Source organism: Bacillus mycoides (assembly GCF_001757995.1).
GTDB classification, from domain to species: Bacteria; Bacillota; Bacilli; order Bacillales; family Bacillaceae_G; genus Bacillus_A; species Bacillus_A mycoides_B.
Genome location: NZ_LXLV01000057.1, coordinates 1 through 22,510 on the forward strand (window position 1 = coordinate 1; position 22,510 = coordinate 22,510).

Below are 22,510 nucleotides of genomic sequence, written 5' to 3' on the forward strand. Positions count from 1 at the left end.
TTAAATCTGAAATGTTTTATCTCAATTATTATCAAACAAAAGAAGAATTGATTCAAGCAATTGAAACATACATCTATCATTATAACTACAAACGATTCCAAAAACGACTCAATCATCGAGCTCCGATTGAATATCGAATCTCAATGGCTGCTTAGTCTTTTTTAAAAGCTGTCTACTTGACGGGGATAAGACCACTTGAGAGTGTCTTTTTTTATGCATTCATCTTAAATTATAATACTACTTATATTATTTTAGATATTACCGTCCTAGGTTTCGCTACATATCCATCAAGCAAATAAATTCAAATAACCCGAAACGAGAAGATTGACATCTCCAACAGAAAGATTCGATATCTTTATAACCTTATATATACCCACCCATATAAACAGGGAACATATACCGCATCATTCTTTACTTAATACTTTCTAATTCCCATTGGTGATAATTGCCTGGTGAAGTTGTATGCTCAGATTTTAAAACACGCTCACCAGCACCTACAAGCGGGGCAATACCATTATCTGCAACAGAACTAGTCCACTGGTTTTCTCTTGATGTTATATAATTAGAATCAGATTTTATATAGAAGTTCTTCTGATTAGTAAGCTTGTCTAGTTTAATAGTAGATTTATTGTATTCAGTATCTAACCAACTATAGTCATAACCATTTCCAATATTTAAATACTGATAATTACTATGACTACTATTCGTAAACTTCATAAACACTTCTTCATCTTTTTTGAATGGTTCTTCCGGTCTAGATTTACCTTTTCTTTCAAGTATTACTGGTGTTGCTTGAATGTCTGGTCCGTGTATTGCTTGTTGGACAGGACCGAGTCTCAATCCATCCCAATTATTACCCTTAAGTGAAAAGTGTACATATCTCCCATTAATTGATTGGCTTAAAGTACCAGCGCTCCAAGATTCGTTTACACCGTTAGCGAAGTTAGTAGCTGACTTCAAATAATACTGTTTTCCTTCTACTATAGGTTCCCCAGAATTATCTACTACTATTTTATCGATAGCGTCTAGATAGCTTTTATTTGAAACAAGAGACGTGAAAACTTCAGTTTTATTGTCTTTTACATCAATTAATTCAAACTTAGCGTGAGATTCTCCAAGAGATGCACGGTTTACTGCTATGTCTACAGGTTCATTTTCTTTAGATTCATATACATTTGAATTCTGATTTCGAACTAATGTTACCTTTTGACTCTCACCTTTTTTATTACGAACCGTAACAAAGATTTCTTTATTTAAATTAAATATACCTGGTATAACCGAAGCATAAATCTTTTTCTTGCTATAATCATAACTGCTATATGATAGAGTTGGTTGTAGCGCACGGTGATCAAAGAAACCAAGGTTCACACCTCGTTCCAAAAGAGAACGATTTGGACCATAACGAACTAGATTTTCTTTTGGCTGACCATTTACAATATGCTTCGCTACCCAAGCCCCCTTGCCTATCTCGCTATTTTCAAAAAATTCATCCAGTGAAAGATTATAATCAACGCTAGCAGGTTTTGTTTTGTCCGTTCTTGGTGTATACACTCTAAATTTTGGTATAGAACCCAAATTTGTTTCTACTAATGTAGTAGAAGCATTTACATTTGATGCAAAATGCGACCAATCACCTAAATTTTCAAACTTTCCATCTTTCATTGTATATACATTCATTGTACTGGTAGGCAAGACCTCAATAGAAAGAGGTGCCCCTTGTTCTACCGCTTTTAATTCATCTAGTGTCAGAGAAATTTTCACATCAGCTTGACCTTCTACACTATCCATTAGAATTTCAGTTTTATTGTTCCCGCCTTTTTCCGTAGTTAACAAGTTAGCTTTATAACGATCTTGTGTCGCCTTAACAGTATTAATAATTTTATTACCTAATCGAATGTTAAAGTGAGGTGAAACATCCCCAGCAGATGCTGTACCCGTGTTTTTATACTCTAGATGGAAGCGCACATTTGCTGCTTTAGCTGAATCAACAGTTGTTGCTGTTGACCAATCAAAACTATTAGAGATGCTTTCTGTTTCCGTTTTTGTATTAGAGTAACCATACCCTACATTTAATGATCCTTTTCCTGAAGGTACAGGACCCACTGCCGATCCCTCGGCACCGCCTTCAACCGCTAAACCAACATTAAAAGAATGTTGTACAGATAGACTTTTTTCCCAGCTCTTAGTACGTGATTCACCATTTGAATCTGTAATACTAGCAACCGGAGTAATATCGATACGTTTTACAGCAATTTGTAGATTTGGCACATTCGCGATCATGGGGTTAAAATCTGTATCAGAATCACTATCATAATGCTCCACTTCATAGCTATCTGTAAAAGGGTCTCCATCTGAGTTTGCACTCTTAGGATTTGTAATAAATCTCTTTTTCCCAAAGTCTTTCACTAGATCATATAACTGAGCTTCATTTTTTCCTGTCTTTTCATTAAATACAATTTTATATCCTTTTTCTTCCACATCATTAGGAATACCATCATCGTCCCAATCATTATTTTCCTGAGGTTTTTCCATAATCATGATTCCCTTTTTTCCAGCGTCACCATAGATAACATTCTGTCCTTCCTTTAGATTTGCGTCTTCTTTAAAGGTTTCCACTTTTCCGCCTTGTTCAGGATTTGTTTCAGCTAAAGCAGGGGATGTTATCGTCAATGCCATAGTTAAACTACTTACTGCACCAAGTATTGGCTTTAATTTTTTCATCTTAGTTTTCCTCCATATTTCCTATACATGTATGTTTGAACATCTACTAGTAAGATTGATTTCATAATATCTCACAAGTCTTTCATTTCCCTTTCGCAAATGTTACAAAAGTCTTTCACAAATCTTTTTTTACTTTATTGATATAACGAGTTCCGTTGCAGAATTTCTTAACACATAGAAAGGTGAGGAAATTGCAGTTACATTTTAAGAAACCGCTAATGATTTTTGTAATTCGTTGTATGTCGAAAAGACGAGGTCTGATTGAGGACTTCGTCTTTGTTTATATAGGGCGTGAACCATTTCGATTCCATTTATTGTACGTGAAACATGTATTAAATTGTAAATCTGACAGGTTACAAAAATAAAAGGAACACTACTTTTATTTTAAAGTTGTGTTCCTTTTATTTATAAACTATTTAATTATAAAAGATAAAATCCCTATAATTATACATGCAATTCCGCTTAAGAATTGTCCTAGTCCTGCTGTTTCTCCTAAAATAAAGAAATTAAAAATATTTTTTCTTGTTTGTGTTTTCCCTATAAATGCTTTATCCGTTTTCATTCTGTATATACCCCATAATACTAAGACTACGCCCCAAAATATAAATAATAGTTTTAAAATCATCGTATAGTTACCTCTGTTCAATATATTTTTTATGTATGTGATTCCTTTATTTTTATTCCATAAAGGCAGTTTAGAAAATAAGGTTCCTTTTCCATATCTCTTCATTTTTCTAGTAAATCTGAACGAACTAGAAAATGAAGATATTGTACTTACTTCTGCTTTTAAAGAAAAAACTGGACTTACTAGAACAAGCAAATGCTAAGGCTGCGGGAGTTATTTTTTTTCATTTGATTCATTTTATTTCTTCCTCTCTTTCATCATATCTACAAAATTACAAAAGATGAAATTATACTTATACTGTACATTGCTTATACTTTTCACTTCAAATTAAAATATAATCATCTTCGATACAGTAATCTTATTCTATATATCTTTCAATTTCCTATCATAAATGTTACAAAAGTCTTTCAACCACCTCATTTCTTCTCTGATATAACAGGAAGAGTAAACCAAAATTCACATCCCCGTTTCCCATCTTGGCGGTCCCGAACACCAATTTCTCCTTTATGCAGTTCAACTAGCGATTTTGCAATAGCTAAACCAAGCCCAGAACCTCCAGATTGCGAACTTCTTGATGGATCCGTTCTAAAGAAACGGTCAAATATACGCAATTGATCATCTGGAGAAATCCCTTCCCCTTCATCACACAATGTGAATTGAACTTGCTGCTTCTGTTTATTTTCTTCTACAATTAATTCGATTGTTCCACATGTAGGAGAATGCCGAATCGCGTTATGCAACAAATTATTGATAACTCGTGCTATTTTACATGGCATAATCCAAATTCGTGGTAATGTCTCAGAAACGTGCAATTGCAAATCAATCTCTTTATCTTGCAATAAGATATCATGTGAATCTATTACTTTTAATAGGATGCTATCTACATGTATTAAACTTGGATGAAAAACTTCTTGTCCAAGTTCTAACTTAGAAAGGTCAAATAAGTCATTAATTAATCCACTTAATCGTTGTATATCATTTAGGATTGTCTTTAAATATTGTTGTTTCATATCAGGGTCTTCAATTAATCCATCTTGTAACGCTTCTATCATCAATTGTATGCTAGCCATGGGAGTTCGTAAGTCGTGGGAAATATTCGCAATCAGCTCTGTACGTGCTTTTTCTCCTTTTTCCAACTTAGCAAAGCTTTCGTCTAGTTTTTTGGCCATTTCTTGAAAAGCTTCTGCTAATTCTTTAAACTCTTCCGGTTCTTTCCCTATTATGTACATCGTTCCAAATTGTCTATCACTAAATTGTTTGGTTAAGGCAATTAAATTTTGAATAGATCTCATAATAGGGCGTGTCATTAACCAGTAAATAATCGTAGAAATAATCATTGCTACAATTACTATTACTATTAATAACCGTGTCTGTTCTGGTCTAAGTAACATTTGCCTTTCACTATACCATATAGAAATTACCATGATACCCGTGCTTAATAGATTCATCAATAACAGTTGATTTCGCAACTTCATTTATCGTTTCCTCCATCTGGTTTAAAACAATAACCGATGCCCCAAACCGTATGAACCCAGCGATTCTTTGTTGTATGCTTCTCCAATTTCTCACGTAAACGACTCATTAATACAGTTACTGCATTTGTGCAGCCTTCATACTCAAATCCCCAAATTTGTTCAAGAAGTTGAGACCGTGAAAACACCTGTTTAGGATGTTTTGCCATGAGATAAAGCACCTCAAACTCTTTCACCGTTAGCTCTATTTCATATCGACAAACAAATACACGTCTTTTCGTTGGATCAATTTTCAAATCTAGAAACTCTATCATTCCTGATGCAGGCTCTATTCCTTGCATTGGTACTTGACTTCCTCTTCTTAATATAATTTGTACCCTTAATACTAATTCACGAGGTGAAAATGGTTTTGTTACATAATCATCCGCTCCCATTGTTAATCCTAAAATCCGTTCTCTTTCTTCCCCTCTCGCAGTTAACATAATAATAGGTACATTGGAATGTTGGCGAATTTCCTCACATAGTTCCCATCCATCTTTTTCTGGCATCATCAAATCTAAAATAATTAGATCAGGTTGAAATTCTTGAAATATATTCCATCCTTCTGTTCCGTTCACAGCAGTATATACTTCATACCCTTCTCTTTCTAAGTACCGTTTACATATCTCTCGTATATTATCTTCATCTTCTATAATTGCAATTTTTGTTTTCATACATTAAATCTCCTCGGTTCCTTCACCAATGGCGATTGATATAAAATCAATATTTGTAAGTTCATATTAGTTTATATACATTACATTTTTCTTTCAAAAATATAACAAAACCCTTTCACAAATATCATAAAAAGTTATCACTCAAGTAAAAAAGTTTCTTTTTCTATAGCCGAGAAAAAGAAACTTTTCACTTTTAAGACATACATACAACTTAACCTAAATGGTATTTAGAGCTACCTTCTTTTCTCTAAATTAATTTTTTTATCTTCTGTTACATCATAAATTATCAATCTAACTTATTAAGTAAACTTTGGAAGAATCCTTTTACTTCTATGCATAAAATGTAACGTCTAATGAAATTAGGAATTGCACTTCAAATTCAAGTTAAATTATCCCTATTAAATTCATTTTTCTTTTCCTGATCCAATTACTTCAGACTACCTATGTTTCTACAAGATAATAGCTTGATTATTCATTTTCAGAGGTTTATTTACTAGATCACTAATAACAATTAATATATTTTATGTTTACATGTCATTTGTACTAACATCACCAACTGAGTCACCGTTATAAATTGGGAAAAACAGAGTAACAGTAGTTCCTTTCCCAACTTGGCTTTTTATACTTATTTTTCCACCATGACTTTCAATGATTCGATAACTCATCATAAGCCCAACACCCGTCCCTTTTTCTTTTGTACAATAAAAAGGTTCACCTAGTCTTTTAATTCTTTCTGAAGGAATACCTATTCCTTTATCTAAAATACTAATCTTAACTTCGTTACTATTATGTTTTTTCACGCTTATAATGATTTCTTGACCATTTTGTATAGCCTCAATAGAATTTTGTAAAATACTATAGAAAACTTGTTTTAATTGAATTTCGCAACACTCAACTAATAAGTTTTCAACATCCACATTTAATGTAATACGAATATTCTTCATTATTGCTTGTGTACTTATTAAGTCGACTACATTATCTAATATAGTACAAAGCTTTTTGGGCTCAAATACTGTAGCATTCTGTTTTGCAATAGATAAAAATTCTTGAAGAACTGTTTCAATACTACTAATTTCAGAAAGTATTAGGCTTAAATATTCTTTATCCTCCCCTACTTCCTGTTGCAATAATTGCATGAACCCTTTAATTACTGTTAATGGGTTACGAACTTTATGAGCAATCCCAGCTGCCAATTGCCCTACTGCATTAAGGGTATCTGATTTCTTTAATAACTCCGTCGTTATTGTACGCTCTGTAATATCACGTACAATAATCATAATTTTATCCTCAAAAAGCGGTAAAAGTCTTGCTTCAAAATAATAAATTTCATCATCTAGTTGTAGAGAATAATCCATTAATACAGGAGCGGATGAAGTTTTTATTTGATTAATAGCCTTCTCAAATCGCTTTATGATAGGAACTGGTAATATCTCTTGGAACTTCTTTCCTATAAATTCTTCAATTGGAACATAAAATTTAGATATAGAATTAACTTTACAATCCTTAATGGTCCCATCAAGTTCTGACAAAAAATACAAATCAGGAATTGCTTTAAAAATTAATTCTAGTTCAGTCGAGGTTTGTTTAAGTTTCTCTTCCATCCTCTTACGCTTAGTTATATCAATCCCAATTGTTCCTATACTCCATCCTAAATTTGGAATACTATGTAAAATATTTGACCACATAATAGTTTTTATCTCGCCATTTTTACATGTTATATCCACCTCCCAATCCCTAAATTCGCGACCATTCTGCAACAACTCGTTACATAACTGATCTCTATAAGGTTTATGGGGATGTAGCAATTCCATCGCTTTTGGATTGTTAATTATTTCATCTGCATTATATCCAGTTACTAATTCACATTCCCGATTCCACATAATAATATTTCCTTTTTCATCAATTGCATTAATCATAATCGGCATATTTTGTAATATACTATCTAAACAATTTTCTTCATGATTTGTTATCATATTTATTTGGGAATCTTTTTCATGAATTTTTTTAAGGTGTAATTGTTGTGTTGCCATCTCTTCAATTAGATTTGCAATGCATTTAAAATGTTTTATATGAGAATCCGCAATAACTCCTTTATTAATACTTGAGCCTACAACAAAGGTTGCTATATGCTCCTGCTCAATAATGATAGGAATATGCATTTCTTGGGACGATTGGATTTTTTGATTATGAAAAAAAGGGTCACCTTTGGAAAATATAACATTTTGATTATTATCAAGGAGACAGAATGGAACTTTAGTTAAATTATAAAATTGCTCTGTTATATTCTTAAACTCGTTTATATTTATAAGATCTTTAAGTGTATATTTCATTATTTAACCCATCTCCTTTATATTTACTATATCTTTAAGACTCCCCATATAAATTTTCCAACTAGAAACAATTACCTATTACAATGATGGACTCGTTCTGAAATACCATAGGATCAACCGCGTACTTGTATAGAGTAATAAAACAAGGGTTTAAACTATAAAAGACCGCAAAGCTTTCTTAAAAAACGCTCCGTGGCCTTATGCTTTCTTGTTTCACCTAAATAAAACGTTGTATTCAAACCATTTAATTCTGGAGGCAGTGTGTTAATGTGTCTCCAGGCTGAAGCCTACTTCCGTTTTTTCCACTGAAGTTTACAGTTATTTCAGTCAGTTCTCCGCTCTGTAGATTTGATTTATCTAACTTAAAACTATCCAAAAGTCCTACTGTATTTAACTCTTTTGCACTCGCAATTATAGGTACCAAACTCTGACCTATAGTCAACATAAGCAGCATTAAAATTGAAAATTGATTGCTATAAACCTTCATTTTTTCTAATGTAATATTCTCTTTACTAATTTTATATTTTATAAACTTAGCAATTACTGATAACGTTGTAATCTAAAACATTACAACGTTTTATCTTCCCTACCAAATCTCGAAATCTTATGTTGCATCATATCTGCCATCTTAAAATGAGCATAAATATTTGATTAATAATGTTCTCATTTAAATGCTATCGGTTTGTTCATACTATTTCCCTTTATTAATAGATTCATAACATGATTTTGTCCAAGTTTGATAACACATTTTTAATGATTCACAATTTTTATTCACCAAATTTTTTTGTCCCCTCCTAAAGACATTTTTTCACGCTCTCCTCCGTAATATAAGGCTATTTAGAGAACAAAAATAGTTTTTGTAACTTTTGTAACTGATTTTGTAATTAATGAAACCAAACAAAAAACAAGCATAAATCAAATGTAAACCAAACCAAAAACAAATACAAACCAAATATAAACCAAATATATACTGAATATAAACAGATACCAATTTCTGGATAAACCCCTATTTCAAAACCCCTCCTCCATCTACCAATCTGTTTAAGAATATGAATTTAGTATTTTATTTACAATCTACACGAGTGATTTTTATAATATTCGAATTTTTATATATCGAATATTCAATTTAACTCTCACATGAAGACTATATTCACAATTTATTGTGGATAATAAAAAACAGTTGCTAAAGAAATTTCTTGTTCAATAGATAATTTTATAAAAAAGGGAGTCTCATTTTTCAATGAGACTCCCTTTTTTATATATTTAAACAGAATTTTCAGCTCTATCATTCAAAATACATACTCGAGTGAAAACTACCATAATTACTACAACAACTAAAAAATATAGGAGCATGACTACTAAGGAACCTGTATGAAGCTGGCTCATTCCCCAAATTGTCACCGTCACTATTATATAGTACCCTAAGCTAAACAATGCTCCTGCTGTACCAATGACGTCCTGAAAATCTACTAACGCTAAGCTAAGACAATTCGGTAACGCTACCCCAATTCCTAATAGCAATATAAACATAGCTACTAAAAATCCAATCATATATATTATGTTTGGATTTGATCCAAATGAAGTAATAACAGTTAAGAGGATAGCTCCCCCTGTCATTACAATACAGCCTATATATATGATTTTCTCCGGTTTATAAATAGTCAGTAACCGTTTTGAAACTTTCGCTCCAATAATAGAAGCAGAAGCGACAACGATTCCTAAAAATCCATACATACTAGGCGATAACTGAAAATACTCGATAAAGATAAACGGAGCTTCTGCATAATAGCTAAATAAAACACCATTTGCTCCTCCAATTAATAACCCATATGTTAATACTTTCGGATTTGTAATTAATCTTTTCGCTACTAAGAAAACATTTATTTTATCCGTTACTGCGCCCGTTTTTGTTTCCGGAAGAGAAACAAACGTATACAGCAAGATCCCAACACTCATAACAACTAAACTTAAAAATACTATTTTAAATCCAAACATTTGATCAAGAAAACCACCAATTAACGGACCTATCGCTGGTGTAAAGGCAATGACTGCCGAAATTTGAGCAAACATAACATGACGTTTATGCCCCTCTACACTTTCACGAAGAATCGTTTGTGTCACAACTGAACCAGCACTTGCTCCAAATGCTTGAATAACACGACTTAATAACAAAAATTCAATGGAATTTGCAATATAGCATAAGAAACTCCCAGCGCCATATACTACAATTCCAAGTAGCATCGCCCGGCGGCGACCAATTATATCTGATAACCATCCAATAAAAAATACACCTAAAGCAAATCCAGCAAAATAAACACTAAGAGTTAACTGCACCTCATTATTACTTACGTGCAACGCCTTTGAAATGTCTGGTAAAGACGGTGTGTAAATTGTTTCACTAATTTGCGGAAATGCTACAAGAATAATCATTAACCAAAGTGATGGTACTGAGACTTTTTTCATTTTTAATACCCTCCTATAACTTTGAAAATCTCAGAAATAAAAAGACTTTCTTAGCTACGGAACAGGAGGGGCCATTATAGAAATTCGATCATAAAACAACAAAGAAAACACCTCAATTACGCATGTTAATACTTATAGGAGGGTAATATTAACATTGATTTTACAATATAGTCTTTCAATTATATGATAGGTTGTATTTGTTTTCTAGTGTTCATAATCTGAATATTTTTTAGTAGACGAATGTCCTTTCAATTCTCTCGGAAAATTAATACGATTTAAAAAGTACAACTAAACAACTGAAATGCCCCTTCAATTGTTGAAATCAGTCTCACAATTGAAGGGGCATTTTTTTATGGCTAAATTTTCACTGATTGTTCTTCTTGATAGATAATTTCACCATCAATAATTGTTGTTTCTACTTTTAAATCTTTAATTTCGCTTGGGTTGACACTTAAGATGCTGTCATTTAATATAACTAAATCCGCCAACTTTCCGGCCTCTATGCTTCCTTTTATCTCTTCTTCAAAACTCGCATAAGCGCCATTCCATGTGTATAGTTTAATAGCTTCCATTACGCTTATAGATTGATTAGTACCAATCTCCATTCCAGACTTGCTTCTTCTATTGACAGCAACGTGAATTCCTAATAAAGGATTATAGTCAGTAACTGGTGCGTCCGATCCACCTGCTGCAATGATGCCGCGATCAATAAAATCACGAGCAGCGTACATGTGATTAACACGATCACCATAGTGCTCTACATATATCTCTCCGAATTCATATGGAAATGGAGGGTTTGGAATTGGAATCATCTCGAGTTTTTTCATTCTCTCTTGTAAATCTGGTGAAGAAATTCCCGCGTGCTCGATTCGATGACGGTGGTCTTTTCTTGGTGATTCCTGAAGCGCTTTTTCTACACAATTTAAATACATTTCAATCGCTTTATCACCTTGTGCATGTACAGTGATTTGATAGCCTTTTTTATGCGCTTCACCTAAAACCTGATAGATTTCTTCCTCACTATAATAAAGAATGCCATAATTGTTAGAGTCACTCGAGTACGACTCACGGGTTGCAATTGTAGGCCCAGTGCTACTTCCATCTGTAAACATTTTAGCTGGTCCAACTTTGAATCTTTCATCTCCGGTACCAGTTACCACACCAGCTTCGACCATTTTATTAACAAATTCATGGGAGTTATTTAACTGACATATCATTGCATATATTCGGACACGAATATCCTTACTCTTCACAGCTTGTTGTAGTAAACGGTAACTCTCCGGTCCAAATCCACCTGCATCATGTATACTTGTTATGCCCGCTGCAACGAAATGATCTGATCCAATTTTCACAGCCTTCATCATTTCACTTTCTGTATAACTTGCAACCTCGCTCATCCTCATATTTGCTGCTTCAATTAATTTTCCTGTAAGCCTTCCTGCCTGATTCTTTTCAATAATCCCCCCACTCGTGTTCGGTGTGTTCTCGTTAATTTGCGCAATTTCTAATGCTTTGCTGTTTACTACGCTTATATGGTTGCAAGTACGGGATACAATAATAGGGTGTTCAACTGAAATTTCATCCAGCTCAGTAATCGTTGGATAACGCTTTTCCTTCACAGCGTTTTCATTAAAGCCCCAAGCACGTATCCATTCACCTTTTGGAGTTTCTAACGCCTTCTTTTTCAAGTCATCTAACAAAGCCTCGATAGAATCAATATGTTCAACTTTACAACTTACCGCCAATTGATTCAACCCATGAGCAATGAGGTGAATATGAGAATCAATGAATCCAGGAAGAAGCGTTTTTCCTTGTAGGTCAATTACAGCTGTTTGTTCTCCTATTAAACTCTTAACCTCCTGATTTGAGCCAACAACTGCGATGCGATTATCTTTTATTGCTACGGCTTCGACTACTGTATTCTTTTTGTCTACTGTAATAACTTCTCCATTTATCAATACAACATCAGCTTTCATAAACTCAACCCTTTCGGAATTACTCTTTTAGAGTAATTCATTCAGTATTTAAAGTTGTATCTCTCAATATTCTATTCCGCTTTTTAACAAATTAAAGTTGATATAAACATTCTTTCATTGTTTTAACGATAAAGGTAAAGTCTTCCTCTGTGATGCTTAATGGAGGAGCAAGCTGTAAAATATTATTGTAACCTGCGACAGTGTCACCATTTTTACCAATAATTAGACCTTTTTCTTTACAAGCATTGATAACTTTGTTCATCTTTTCAATAGAAGCTGGTTCTTTTGTTTGCTTATCTTCCACTAGTTCAATGCCTAAAAGAAGGCCCTTTCCGCGAACATCTCCTACGTTTGGATGTTCTTTTACATCCTCAAGTTCATATAACAGTCGTTCACCCAATTCTTTGGAACGTTCAATGAGTTTCTCATTCTCCATAATTTCTAAATTCTTCAAAGCTAAAGCGCAAGCAGCAGGATTTCCTCCAAACGTATTCACATGGCGGAAGCGATCATAATCTTCACTGCCTACGAATGCCTCATAAACCTCTCGTCTAACTGCTGTTGCTGACAAAGGAAGATACGCACTTGTAATACCTTTTGCCATTGTAATGATATCTGGTTTAACGCCATAATTCATAAATCCAAATGGCTTCCCAGTCCGGCCAAATCCACATATAACTTCATCACAAATGAGCAACGCACCGTGCTTCTCGCAAATTTCTTTTACTTTTTCCATATATCCATCAGGAGGCATCAAAATGCCGCCCCCGGTAATAATCGGCTCCATAATCACACCGGCTACTGTTTGACTTAACTCCCATGTCATGACACGATCGATTTCATCAGCACTTGCCAGTGTACGAACATCCTCTGGATTACGATACGTATCCGGCGGTGCTACATGCAGGAATCCTTGCCCCAATGGTTCATATTTATACTTTCGCTGTGCTTGACCTGTTGCTGCAAGAGCCCCCATTGTGTTACCGTGATAAGCACGATAGCGTGAAATAAACTTATAGCGTCCATGATCACCTTTTTGTTGATGATATTGACGAGCAATTTTAAACGCTGTTTCATTCGCTTCCGATCCACTGTTAGAAAAGAAAATGACGTATTCATCACCGAGCCATTCATTCAATTTCTCTGCTAATTTAATAGCAGGAACATGACTTTGTGTCAGAGGGAAATACGGCATTTCTTCAAGCTGTTCAAACGCCGCTCTCGCAAGCTCTTTTCGGCCATACCCAACATTCACGCACCAAAGACCGGACATACCGTCTAAATAACGGTTTCCATCAATATCCGTCACCCATGCCCCTTCTGCTTTTGTGATAATTAAATTCGTTGGATTAGGGGTTACTCCTTTCATTGCATGCCAAAGGTACTTTTCATCTGCTTTTTTCAAACTTTGTGTTTGCTCTGTCGCTTGCACAATCACCAGCTCCATTCTATCCTTTTATGATTTCATATCACTCTTTCAATAACGACCCGTAAGCATTTTCTTGCGAGTATAGAATTCTACGCCATCTTTTCCATTTGCATGGAGATCACCATAGAAGGATTTCTTATAACCTGAGAATGGGAAGAATGCCATTGGAGCGGGAACTCCAAGATTGACCCCAAGCATACCTGCATCAATTTCTTCACGGAATTCACGAATAGCTTTAGCGCTATCGGTGTACAGGCATGCACCATTTGCGAATGGTGATGCATTAGCAACACGAATCGCTTCCATTAAATCTTTTACACGTACAATAGAAAGAACCGGTGCGAAGATTTCATCTTGCCAAATTTTCATTTCCTGTGTCACATTGTCAAAAATCGTTGGGCCAACAAAATAACCTTGGCTGTTTGCTGCATCGTCTTCACGTCCGTCACGAATAAGTGTCGCTCCCTGCTCTACACCGGATTGAATGTATCCGAGTGTACGCTCTTTATGTCCTTCACGAATAACGGGACCAAGGAAAACACCTTCTTCCAATCCATTACCAATAGTAATTGCATTAGCCTCTTGTAGCAGTCTATTAACGAGCTCATCTGCAACGTCTTCTTCAACGACAACAACAGCCGCAGCCATGCATCGTTCACCAGCTGAACCGAAAGCAGCATTTGTAATTTCTTTCACTGTAGAACTAAGGTCCGCATCTTTTAATACGATCGAATGATTTTTTGCCCCTGCAAGAGCTTGTACACGTTTGCCGTTAGCTGCTGCTGTTATATATATATACTCAGCCACAGGTTGAGAACCAACGAAAGATACAGCCTTCACATCCTCATTGTCAAGAATGCCGTTAACGACGTCATGTGCACCATGCACAATATTTAGTACTCCATCTGGAAGACCTGCTTCTTTAAACAGTTCAGCTATGCGATTAGCCAATAGCGGTGTCCTTTCAGATGGTTTTAATACAAACGTATTTCCGCATGCAATCGCTAGTGGAAACATCCAGCATGGCACCATCATTGGAAAGTTAAATGGCGTTATTCCTGCGATTACTCCGATTGGGTAACGATACATCCCTGATTCAACACCAGTAGCAATATCGGGAAGTTGCTCTCCCATCATTAAAGTGGGTGCGCCTGCGGCAAATTCAACACATTCAATCCCCCGCTGTACTTCACCGTAAGCTTCTTTATAACTTTTTCCATTTTCCAAGGTAACGAGTTTAGCTAACTCTTCCCAGTTTTCAATCAATAGCTGTTGATAGTGAAATAGAATCCGAGCACGCCGAGGTACTGCGACCCTTCTCCATGTTTTGAATGCTTCTTTAGCAGTTGCTACAGCTCTATCTACATCTTCTTTAGTCGAAAGCGGCACACGGGCAATAATCTCTCCTGTTGCTGGATTTGGTACATCTTCAACTTGTTTACTTGTGGATTCTATCCATTGTCCACCAATATAATTTTTCAACGTTTGTACATTTTTCGTTACTACCATGGTGAAGCCTCCTATTTTAAGATAACCGTCCTATGTATTTATTACACTCACAAAAGAAAGCGCATTCATTTGACGGTATGTAAACTTATTTACATACATTTTTTCAACATTACTAATCTTAATCTCTTATCTATTGCATACGCAGGAGCAGTCATCTGCTCAGCATTTGTCCACTCCACCACAGTTCACATTATTTCAGATTAATCTCATGGTTCATCTTATAATTCTTTTTCAAAAATACTGGACAATCCCATTCACAAACAAGGTCCTTAGCCAAGGAAACAATCCAGTCCTTTGTAAGATGATGCCTTTTTCCATCAACAGTAATAAACACTTCACCGTCTGTCACATAGAAAACTTCCTGCTCTTCTACATGCCACGTTCCTTTATTCGGTTCGCCTACCCACGGTTCCCATGTGTGAACACCTAGTTGCCCTGCTTCTTCTGCCGTAAGTTTTTTCGCAAAAAACATAATGATCCTCTCTCTTTCTTATTGGTAATTTTGAAGGAATCAATTCTATAAATCTACCGTCTTAACATTTGTAACTTTTAAACATTTGAATTCTTTTCTCATAAAGTATATGGCAATGAGAACGCCTGGAATTTCTGCAGCAGGACCTGCGTACCATACACCTTCCACACCCCAGAATTTCGGGAAAATAAATAGAAATGGGAACAAGAACAACAGCATTTTGCTAACATTAATAAACGTTGCGATCCAATTTCTCTCTTGTGATTCAAAATAACCGGAGATAAGTAAACTGACCGCATTAAGCATAAACAAAGAATTGAATACCACTGTCGTCCAAATGCCCAGTTTCTGCAATTCAGCATTACCACCGGAGAAAAATGACACAACTGGATCTGCAAAAATGATTAGTATGGCTGTCACAATCACAAAGAAGGAAACTGTAAAAATGAGCCCCATCTTAATTGCTTGCTTAACACGATCAAGGTTTCCCGCACCGTAATTATAACTAATAATCGGTTGAAGTCCTGTCATTCCACCGAGCGCTGCTAAGGCGAGCAAATTTGTAATATAACCGTTTTGAATCGTGAAAGCGGCAACGTGCAGCCCACCACCGTAGCTTTGTAGTAAGTTGTTGAAGATAATAATGGCAAAAAACATCATAAACTGACTCGAGAAAGATGCAAAGCCCGTCCAAGCTACTTCACCAATCGTCTTGAGATTAATCATCATATCTTTCATTTTCGGCTTAAGTTTTGTTTTACCAAACCAGAAATAAAAGATTAGGAGAACAGGGATCGATTGCGAAATCGTATTGGCCCATGAAGAACCCATCATCCCCATGTCATACTTCGTCACCATAATCCACTCTGTAATCCCAGCAACAACTGCTGCGACTAACCAACTGTTCATTGATAATCCAGGTTTTTCATCAATATTAGTTAAAATACTTAATACAACGGCCAATATCGTTAATGGTAATGAAATCCATAGTAGTCGGCTATATTGCACCGCATACGGGAGCGCTTCATCACTTGCTCCGAATAAAATCATAATTTCATTTTCAAAGACCAATCCAAGTACAGCTATCAAAGTGGAAAGGAAAAGAGTAAACCATAAAGTTTGTCCCATAATACTTCTAGCTTCTTCGACCTTCCCTTTTCCAAGTCGAAGTGAAATGACCGCTCCGGCCCCCACCCCCAAAAGAACACCAATCATTCGGGTAATAACCATGACCGTAAATCCAATTCCAATCCCTTCGATTTCCAGCTCCTGAAAGCCACTAACGAAATAGCCATCGACAACCGATACAACTCCTAGAATTACGTTAGCCATAATTCCTGCCAAAGCAAACCGTAAATATAGTAATGGAATACTTTTGGTTCCCAGCATTGAATCAGACGCCAGCTTATTCATTACTTCTGGTTGCTCTATGTTCGATGACGGACGGTTGTCCACTATTTTCATGAGCATATCCCCTTACAAATAATTTATATAGCAAGTTAAGCTCAATTAATTCGCATACCAACCTACAGGCTGGGCATGCTGGTGGATATTGATTTGCTTCGTTTCCATAAAATGCTCCAGTCCGGCAACACCTAACGCTCTGCCGATTCCACTTTGCTTGTATCCGCCCCAAGGGCCTTCCACATAAGCGAGATGATAACTATTAATCCAAGTAATTCCCGCACGCAATTTACTAATAACACGTTTTGCCCGGTCCATATCTTCAGTAAATACAGCACCGGCTAATCCATAAATGGAATCATTTGCTTTTTGGATGGCATCTTCCTCATTTTTAAATTTCTGTACAACAAGGACTGGACCAAAAATCTCTTCCTTCACAATACGCATATTCGCATTTACATCAGCAAAGATTGTTGGCGCAATGAAAAACCCTCGATCAAGCCCATTTTCTGTTAAGCGATTACCACCACAAACTAATCTTGCACCTTCTTCGATTCCGCTATTGATATAATGTAAAACTTCATTCATATGAGTCTCGTTTGTTAGGGCTCCCATTTCAATGTTCTCGCTTTCCCCGTTTCCAACTACAATTTTGCTCGCACGCTCAGCCAATCTTTCAACAAACTTATCGTAAATGGTCTCTTGTACAAGTAAGCGGGATGCAGCTGAACAAACTTGCCCAGCATTGTGGAAAATACCAAACATCGCATTATCGACTGCGATTTCAAAATCCACATCGTCGAACACAATAAGTGGAGATTTACCACCAAGTTCAAGTGTGATTTTTTTCATATTTCCCGCAGCTGCGCGCATAATACCTTGACCTGTTTTTGTTCCACCGGTAAAGGCAACTTTGTCAACATCATGGCTCTCTGCAAGCTCATTCCCAACCTTTGAGCCAGGTCCCAATACCAAGTTTGCCACTCCGTCTGGAAGTCCAACCTCTTCGATGATTTCAAATAATTTGAATACGCTTACAGGAGTGACATCAGCAGGTTTAATTACAATTGTATTCCCTGCAGCAAGTGCAGGAGCAATTTGCCAAACGGCTAACATAAGCGGGAAGTTCCAAGGTACAATAAGTCCACAAACACCAATCGGTTCATGAATAATAATCGTTTCCGAAGAATCCTCACGAGTGTAAGATTCCTTTTTCATACCTTTAATCAAGTCAGCATAATAACGGAAGCATTGAATTGATACAGGAATATCTACATGGGTTGTTGCACGAATAACCTTACCGTTATTTGCAGTTTCCAAACGTGCAATTTCAGCTGTCTTCTCTTCAAGACGATCTGCAATCTTATATAGATAGTCAGCTCTTTCCTCAGCCGATAAGTTCGACCAGATTCCGCTGTCAAACGCTTTACGCGCTGCCTTGATTGCTATCTTCGCATCATCCGCCGATCCATGAGCAGAAGTTGCCATAGCCTCTCCAGTTGCAGGGTTAATAATGTTTCGTCTATCACCAGATAATGCTTCTACCCATTTCCCGTCAATGAACATGTTAATTTTCATAAACACCTCTCCTTTACGCAATAATATCAACTAGTTTGAAACCAATATGTGCTATATTGACCAACATCGTTTTCTGATTATAGAATGGGAATGATTTGAGGCGTTCCTTTTCAAATCGATATCCACCTGCACTCCCTGTAACAATCCATTGTGCCAATAACTTACCAAACAATGTCGAGAGAGATGCGCCATGGCCCGTATAACCCGTTGCGAAATATGCGCCTTCTTTGGATCTACCGATAACTGGGAACGTATCAATTGTTACCCCGATAAATCCACCCCATTGGTAATCAATCTTGCTTCCTGCTAGTTTCGGCATTATTTTAACCATGGCATCGTAAACACTTTGATAAACAGCATCGCCTAAGTTTGGACGAATATCGCCACCGCCAAATACGATCCGATTATCTGGTGTGCGCCTGAAATAGTAAAGGAAACTGCTTGTATCAAAAACCATGCGATCTTTAGGAATGACGGTATTCACCAGTGTTTCTGGAAGCTGTTCAGTTGCAATAATACGTGCCGAAATTGGCAGTACCCCTTTATTCAATTCAGCCATGATTTTTCCGGAGTAACCATCTGTAGCAACAATAATGTCTTTCGCTGTAACAGCACCTTTTTCTGTAACAACTTTCACACTGTTTCGACCGTACTCAATAGATAGTGCTTTCGAATGCTCAAAGATTTTTGCACCTATCGATTTAGCTGCTTCTCCCAAACCAATTGCATAGTTCAGTGGTTGGAACGAGTAACTCGAGTCGTCGACTAAGCAACCATAATATTGCGGGGAATCAATTTCTTGATGCAACTGACTTCGATTAAGCACGCTACATTCATATCCAAAGTTTTTGTTTAAGTATTCACTTTCAAGTTTCAATCCTTCAAAATGCTTGGCTTTGTAAGCCGCCACAATGTGACCTGTCTTTCTAAAGTTACAGTGGATTTGATGTTCATCGATGATGTTTTTAACTAGTTCAACACTAAGCAGCGAAAGATCGTTAAGTTGTCTCGCCTCTTCGGCACCATACTTCTTAGCAAGCTCCTGCATCGTTGGCTTATAGCCTGGCAATACCATCCCGCCGTTACGACCGCTTGCGCCATATCCGATCGTTTCCTGTTCAAGAACAATGACATTCTTCCCTAATTTTTGCAAATGATAAGCAGAAGAAAGACCTGTGAAACCTGCGCCAATAATGACAACATCCGCCTCTTCATTTCCTTCAAGGGGTCTTCCTTTGTCATATCTGTTTGCAGTCGCTGTCCACAATGAGAGAGTATCCATTCGATCCATCTTATCCATAGCTAATCCTTCTCCTTTCGTGACATGTATGTTACAATACACTCAAAAATATTCACAATATTCAAACTTATTAAGTTAATCATATGACTTGGAGTTTCCTCCAAGTCAATACCCATTTGAGAGTTTTTTAAATTCATTTTGCGAAAAAAATGGAGTAACTCCACTTTTTTCATTGGGGGGACATCTATGAAAATTGGTACATTTGCGAAGCTTTTTCATGTTACAACTGATACCGTACGTTATTACATTGAACTAGGATTATTAATACCAGACAAAAAAAACACCCAGTATCAAATGAACCAATTGTGTTTAGACGACATGGCTTTTATTACTGAACTGAAAAAATTCCATTTTTCATTGATAGAAATCCAACGAATTTTATCGTATCGGCGTGTCACAAACTTCTCGGACCATGAGGATATCGACTACTACAACAACTTGCTCAATGATAAAAAGAATGAGCTGACTAAGAAAAAAGAAGACATATCAAAAGCTATCCAATTGATTGAAAAAGCGGTTCAAACAAGCTCACCTTCAACAAAAGAAGAGAATATTACAGGAATCCCGCTTGACTTTATAAATCTGCTCTATTGTCCGAAGTGCCACATTCCACTTGAAATGAAAGATGTAACGATTAAAAAAGTCTACATTCACACGGGGAGTTTAACTTGTACCTGTGGATACGAGGCAGCTATCGATGATGGTATTATTATTACCGCGAACTTGTACGAGACGTCTCCTTATCCATCTTATTTTTACGATAAAGAAACGATTAAAGAGATTAATCCCAAAATGATTAACTTATTTGAAAAAAGTAATTTTCGATTTCAAAAAGTTCTACAAAATATAGATTTGACAAACAAATTAATCGTGGAAACAAACGTTGACGCTTTTGTGTCACTACCGAAATATATTGATGTTCTTGAAACGAGCGCGTCCTATGTATTCAGTGGCTATTCGCTTGCGATGCTCAAGAAAGTTAGAAACAGAATTGAGCGTATGAATCCGAAGCCACGCGTCCTTTATATTTTGAATTCCGATTTAAATCTGCCATTGAAACCGCTTAGCATCGATGTTTTTGTGGATAGTTTTACAGTAACTGATTTTTCACTGCTCAATCCGCAGTTCCCCATTCACGTTCTAAAAAACTATTTACATAACAGTTCAACAATTGTCGGCGGATACTCGTATTATGATAGCTCGGCCAAATCCTTGAAAAACATTTTAGCCTTATATCCAAATTCTCACGAGCATATTTTATATCCAAAATACTTAGAAGAAAATTTATCAGTCAACGGATTTCAAATCACGCAAAGTGAAAATATCGGTTACTGTACAGATCCAGGACCTTATTTCGATTATCATGTAAGAGACGAAAAATTCCACATGCAAATGTATTTGGCTAGTACGAAACAATAGCACAAAAAAGCGCCATCACAAGTGACGGCGCTTTTTATATGTAAGAGCTACTAGAAGGTATCCTTCTAGCTTACTCCCATTTATAAGTCCAAAATTGTTCAAATTGCAGCCATTTTAATGTTGCTGCATCTTTGTTTTTTATTTTTGCATGTGTTTCTTCAAGCATTGCTTCTGTTTGTGAACGATGCGCGCCTAGTGCAGCTAATTTATGTTCAAATACTTCACTAATATTATTTACAACATCAGGTTCACCGAGTACTGCTTCGCGATTTTTCGTAATTGCAACCGCATGAATGACTGGACGTTCTTCTTTTGGCATACGTGATACAGCGCGAACTACAGCGCGGCCAAATGCATCATGATCTGGATGTACGCCGTGTTCTGGATAAAATGTAATAATTCGAGATGGATTTACTTCTTGAATAATCGCTTCGATTTTATCTGCAACAAAATCAACATCTTCAAATTCTAACGTTTTATCATGGAAACCAAGCTTTCTTAAATCTTGAATTCCCATCGCTTCACATGCATCTTTTAATTCTTTTTCACGGATATTTGGAATCGTTTCACGGTTAGCGAATACATTTTTCCCCATGTTACGTCCCATTTGTCCTAAAGTACCACATGCATACGTTACAGGTACTCCTTGATCTGTTAATAAGCGAATTGTTCCTCCCGCAGCAAATGCTTCATCATCTGGATGCGGAAATACAACAAGTACATGTCTCTCCATAAGTTTCCCTCCTTCTTACTTAAATGGCGTTAAGCTTAACTCAAGCGCTACTGCTAAGCGACCCTGATTATCATGCCCTGCTAGTAATAAACGCTCTTTATCGTCTACTTCCCAGTGCGTAATACCTTCTGCATATACCCAGCCATGATCCATTTTCAAACCAACTCGGTATGGGTTTGTTCCAGTTATTTTCCCGCGCTCAAAGCGAATAATTGCATTTCGAATGAATGCTCCTACTGTCATCATCTTCTCATTAAAGTGTGACGCATACGCTCCGTTCGTCGTTTCTAAATGAATATATACATCTTTATTTACAAAACGTTCAATTTCATTTTGAATAAGAGAACTATCTTTTACTATTTCCAT

General features: G+C 36.2%; 17 protein-coding genes. 2 read left to right on the plus strand and 15 right to left on the minus strand.

What is annotated here, in order from left to right; translation table 11 throughout:
* Nucleotides 1-11 precede the first annotated feature (11 nt).
* Nucleotides 12-155, plus strand: coding sequence for an IS3 family transposase (locus BWGOE10_RS17160; RefSeq protein ID WP_180237180.1), 144 nt, complete (start codon nt 12-14; stop codon nt 153-155).
* Nucleotides 156-411: 256 nt separating this feature from the next.
* On the opposite strand, the gene BWGOE10_RS17165 is transcribed toward BWGOE10_RS17160, so the two are convergent.
* From BWGOE10_RS17165 to BWGOE10_RS17230, 13 genes are all read right to left on the minus strand, one after another.
* Nucleotides 412-2,721, minus strand: coding sequence for a binary toxin-like calcium binding domain-containing protein (locus tag BWGOE10_RS17165; protein ID WP_070144261.1), 2,310 nt, complete (start codon nt 2,719-2,721; stop codon nt 412-414).
* A 412-nt stretch (nt 2,722-3,133) separates the two neighbouring features.
* Nucleotides 3,134-3,346 (minus strand): hypothetical protein, encoded by a 213-nt coding sequence (locus tag BWGOE10_RS17170; protein WP_070144262.1) that lies wholly within the window; start codon nt 3,344-3,346, stop codon nt 3,134-3,136.
* Between the two features lie 416 nt (nt 3,347-3,762).
* Nucleotides 3,763-4,821, minus strand: coding sequence for a sensor histidine kinase (locus BWGOE10_RS17175; protein ID WP_100246341.1), 1,059 nt, complete (start codon nt 4,819-4,821; stop codon nt 3,763-3,765).
* On the minus strand, nt 4,818-5,531 hold the full coding sequence (locus BWGOE10_RS17180) for a response regulator transcription factor (protein WP_070144263.1): 714 nt from the start codon (nt 5,529-5,531) through the stop codon (nt 4,818-4,820). The genes BWGOE10_RS17175 and BWGOE10_RS17180 overlap by 4 nt, the downstream gene beginning before the upstream one ends.
* Before the next feature lie 527 nt (nt 5,532-6,058).
* The gene (locus tag BWGOE10_RS17185; RefSeq protein WP_070144264.1) at nt 6,059-7,861 is read right to left on the minus strand and encodes a PAS domain-containing sensor histidine kinase; all 1,803 of its coding nucleotides are present in this window, start codon (nt 7,859-7,861) and stop codon (nt 6,059-6,061) included.
* A 1,263-nt stretch (nt 7,862-9,124) separates the two neighbouring features.
* Nucleotides 9,125-10,324 (minus strand): multidrug effflux MFS transporter, encoded by a 1,200-nt coding sequence (locus BWGOE10_RS17195; protein ID WP_070144266.1) that lies wholly within the window; start codon nt 10,322-10,324, stop codon nt 9,125-9,127.
* A gap of 356 nt (nt 10,325-10,680) precedes the next feature.
* Entirely contained in the window at nt 10,681-12,300 is a 1,620-nt protein-coding gene (locus BWGOE10_RS17200) for an amidohydrolase (RefSeq protein WP_070144267.1), read from the minus strand.
* Between the two features lie 91 nt (nt 12,301-12,391).
* Nucleotides 12,392-13,747 (minus strand): aspartate aminotransferase family protein, encoded by a 1,356-nt coding sequence (locus BWGOE10_RS17205; RefSeq protein WP_171903125.1) that lies wholly within the window; start codon nt 13,745-13,747, stop codon nt 12,392-12,394.
* 30 nt (nt 13,748-13,777) lie between these two features.
* Complete coding sequence (locus BWGOE10_RS17210) at nt 13,778-15,238, minus strand: CoA-acylating methylmalonate-semialdehyde dehydrogenase (protein ID WP_070144268.1); 1,461 nt, start codon at nt 15,236-15,238, stop codon at nt 13,778-13,780.
* Nucleotides 15,239-15,428: 190 nt separating this feature from the next.
* Complete coding sequence (locus tag BWGOE10_RS17215; RefSeq protein WP_070144269.1) at nt 15,429-15,710, minus strand: cupin domain-containing protein; 282 nt, start codon at nt 15,708-15,710, stop codon at nt 15,429-15,431.
* A gap of 45 nt (nt 15,711-15,755) precedes the next feature.
* Nucleotides 15,756-17,174: an MATE family efflux transporter gene (locus BWGOE10_RS17220; RefSeq protein WP_070144270.1), complete on the minus strand. Its 1,419-nt coding sequence runs from the start codon at nt 17,172-17,174 to the stop codon at nt 15,756-15,758.
* A gap of 45 nt (nt 17,175-17,219) precedes the next feature.
* Nucleotides 17,220-18,692: an aldehyde dehydrogenase family protein gene (locus BWGOE10_RS17225; RefSeq protein WP_070144271.1), complete on the minus strand. Its 1,473-nt coding sequence runs from the start codon at nt 18,690-18,692 to the stop codon at nt 17,220-17,222.
* 13 nt (nt 18,693-18,705) lie between these two features.
* Nucleotides 18,706-19,992, minus strand: a complete 1,287-nt coding sequence (locus tag BWGOE10_RS17230; protein WP_070144272.1) for an NAD(P)/FAD-dependent oxidoreductase — start codon at nt 19,990-19,992, stop codon at nt 18,706-18,708.
* Nucleotides 19,993-20,178: 186 nt separating this feature from the next.
* On the opposite strand from BWGOE10_RS17230, the gene BWGOE10_RS17235 reads away from it, so the two are divergent.
* Complete coding sequence (locus BWGOE10_RS17235) at nt 20,179-21,411, plus strand: MerR family transcriptional regulator (RefSeq protein ID WP_070144273.1); 1,233 nt, start codon at nt 20,179-20,181, stop codon at nt 21,409-21,411.
* 70 nt (nt 21,412-21,481) lie between these two features.
* On the opposite strand, the gene bshB2 is transcribed toward BWGOE10_RS17235, so the two are convergent.
* A complete protein-coding gene (bshB2, locus tag BWGOE10_RS17240) occupies nt 21,482-22,144 on the minus strand; it encodes a bacillithiol biosynthesis deacetylase BshB2 (protein ID WP_070144274.1) in 663 nt (220 codons plus the stop codon).
* A gap of 15 nt (nt 22,145-22,159) precedes the next feature.
* Nucleotides 22,160-22,510 (minus strand): YojF family protein, encoded by a 351-nt coding sequence (locus tag BWGOE10_RS17245; RefSeq protein ID WP_000407039.1) that lies wholly within the window; start codon nt 22,508-22,510, stop codon nt 22,160-22,162.

Bases quoted from the DNA above. Each gene is read 5' to 3' on its own strand.
- BWGOE10_RS17235 (WP_070144273.1), top strand. From the start codon at position 20,179: ATGAAAATTGGTACATTTGCGAAGCTTTTTCATGTTACAACTGATACC.
- BWGOE10_RS17225 (WP_070144271.1), bottom strand. From the start codon at position 18,692: ATGAAAATTAACATGTTCATTGACGGGAAATGGGTAGAAGCATTATCT.
- BWGOE10_RS17185 (WP_070144264.1), bottom strand. From the start codon at position 7,861: ATGAAATATACACTTAAAGATCTTATAAATATAAACGAGTTTAAGAAT.
- BWGOE10_RS17215 (WP_070144269.1), bottom strand. From the start codon at position 15,710: ATGTTTTTTGCGAAAAAACTTACGGCAGAAGAAGCAGGGCAACTAGGT.
- BWGOE10_RS17200 (WP_070144267.1), bottom strand. From the start codon at position 12,300: ATGAAAGCTGATGTTGTATTGATAAATGGAGAAGTTATTACAGTAGAC.
- BWGOE10_RS17165 (WP_070144261.1), bottom strand. From the start codon at position 2,721: ATGAAAAAATTAAAGCCAATACTTGGTGCAGTAAGTAGTTTAACTATG.
- BWGOE10_RS17175 (WP_100246341.1), bottom strand. From the start codon at position 4,821: ATGAAGTTGCGAAATCAACTGTTATTGATGAATCTATTAAGCACGGGT.
- BWGOE10_RS17170 (WP_070144262.1), bottom strand. From the start codon at position 3,346: ATGATTTTAAAACTATTATTTATATTTTGGGGCGTAGTCTTAGTATTA.
- BWGOE10_RS17180 (WP_070144263.1), bottom strand. From the start codon at position 5,531: ATGAAAACAAAAATTGCAATTATAGAAGATGAAGATAATATACGAGAG.
- BWGOE10_RS17245 (WP_000407039.1), bottom strand. From the start codon at position 22,510: ATGGAAATAGTAAAAGATAGTTCTCTTATTCAAAATGAAATTGAACGT.
- BWGOE10_RS17160 (WP_180237180.1), top strand. From the start codon at position 12: ATGTTTTATCTCAATTATTATCAAACAAAAGAAGAATTGATTCAAGCA.
- BWGOE10_RS17210 (WP_070144268.1), bottom strand. From the start codon at position 15,238: ATGGTAGTAACGAAAAATGTACAAACGTTGAAAAATTATATTGGTGGA.
- BWGOE10_RS17195 (WP_070144266.1), bottom strand. From the start codon at position 10,324: ATGAAAAAAGTCTCAGTACCATCACTTTGGTTAATGATTATTCTTGTA.
- BWGOE10_RS17205 (WP_171903125.1), bottom strand. From the start codon at position 13,747: ATGGAGCTGGTGATTGTGCAAGCGACAGAGCAAACACAAAGTTTGAAA.
- BWGOE10_RS17220 (WP_070144270.1), bottom strand. From the start codon at position 17,174: ATGAAAATAGTGGACAACCGTCCGTCATCGAACATAGAGCAACCAGAA.
- bshB2 (WP_070144274.1), bottom strand. From the start codon at position 22,144: ATGGAGAGACATGTACTTGTTGTATTTCCGCATCCAGATGATGAAGCA.
- BWGOE10_RS17230 (WP_070144272.1), bottom strand. From the start codon at position 19,992: ATGGATAAGATGGATCGAATGGATACTCTCTCATTGTGGACAGCGACT.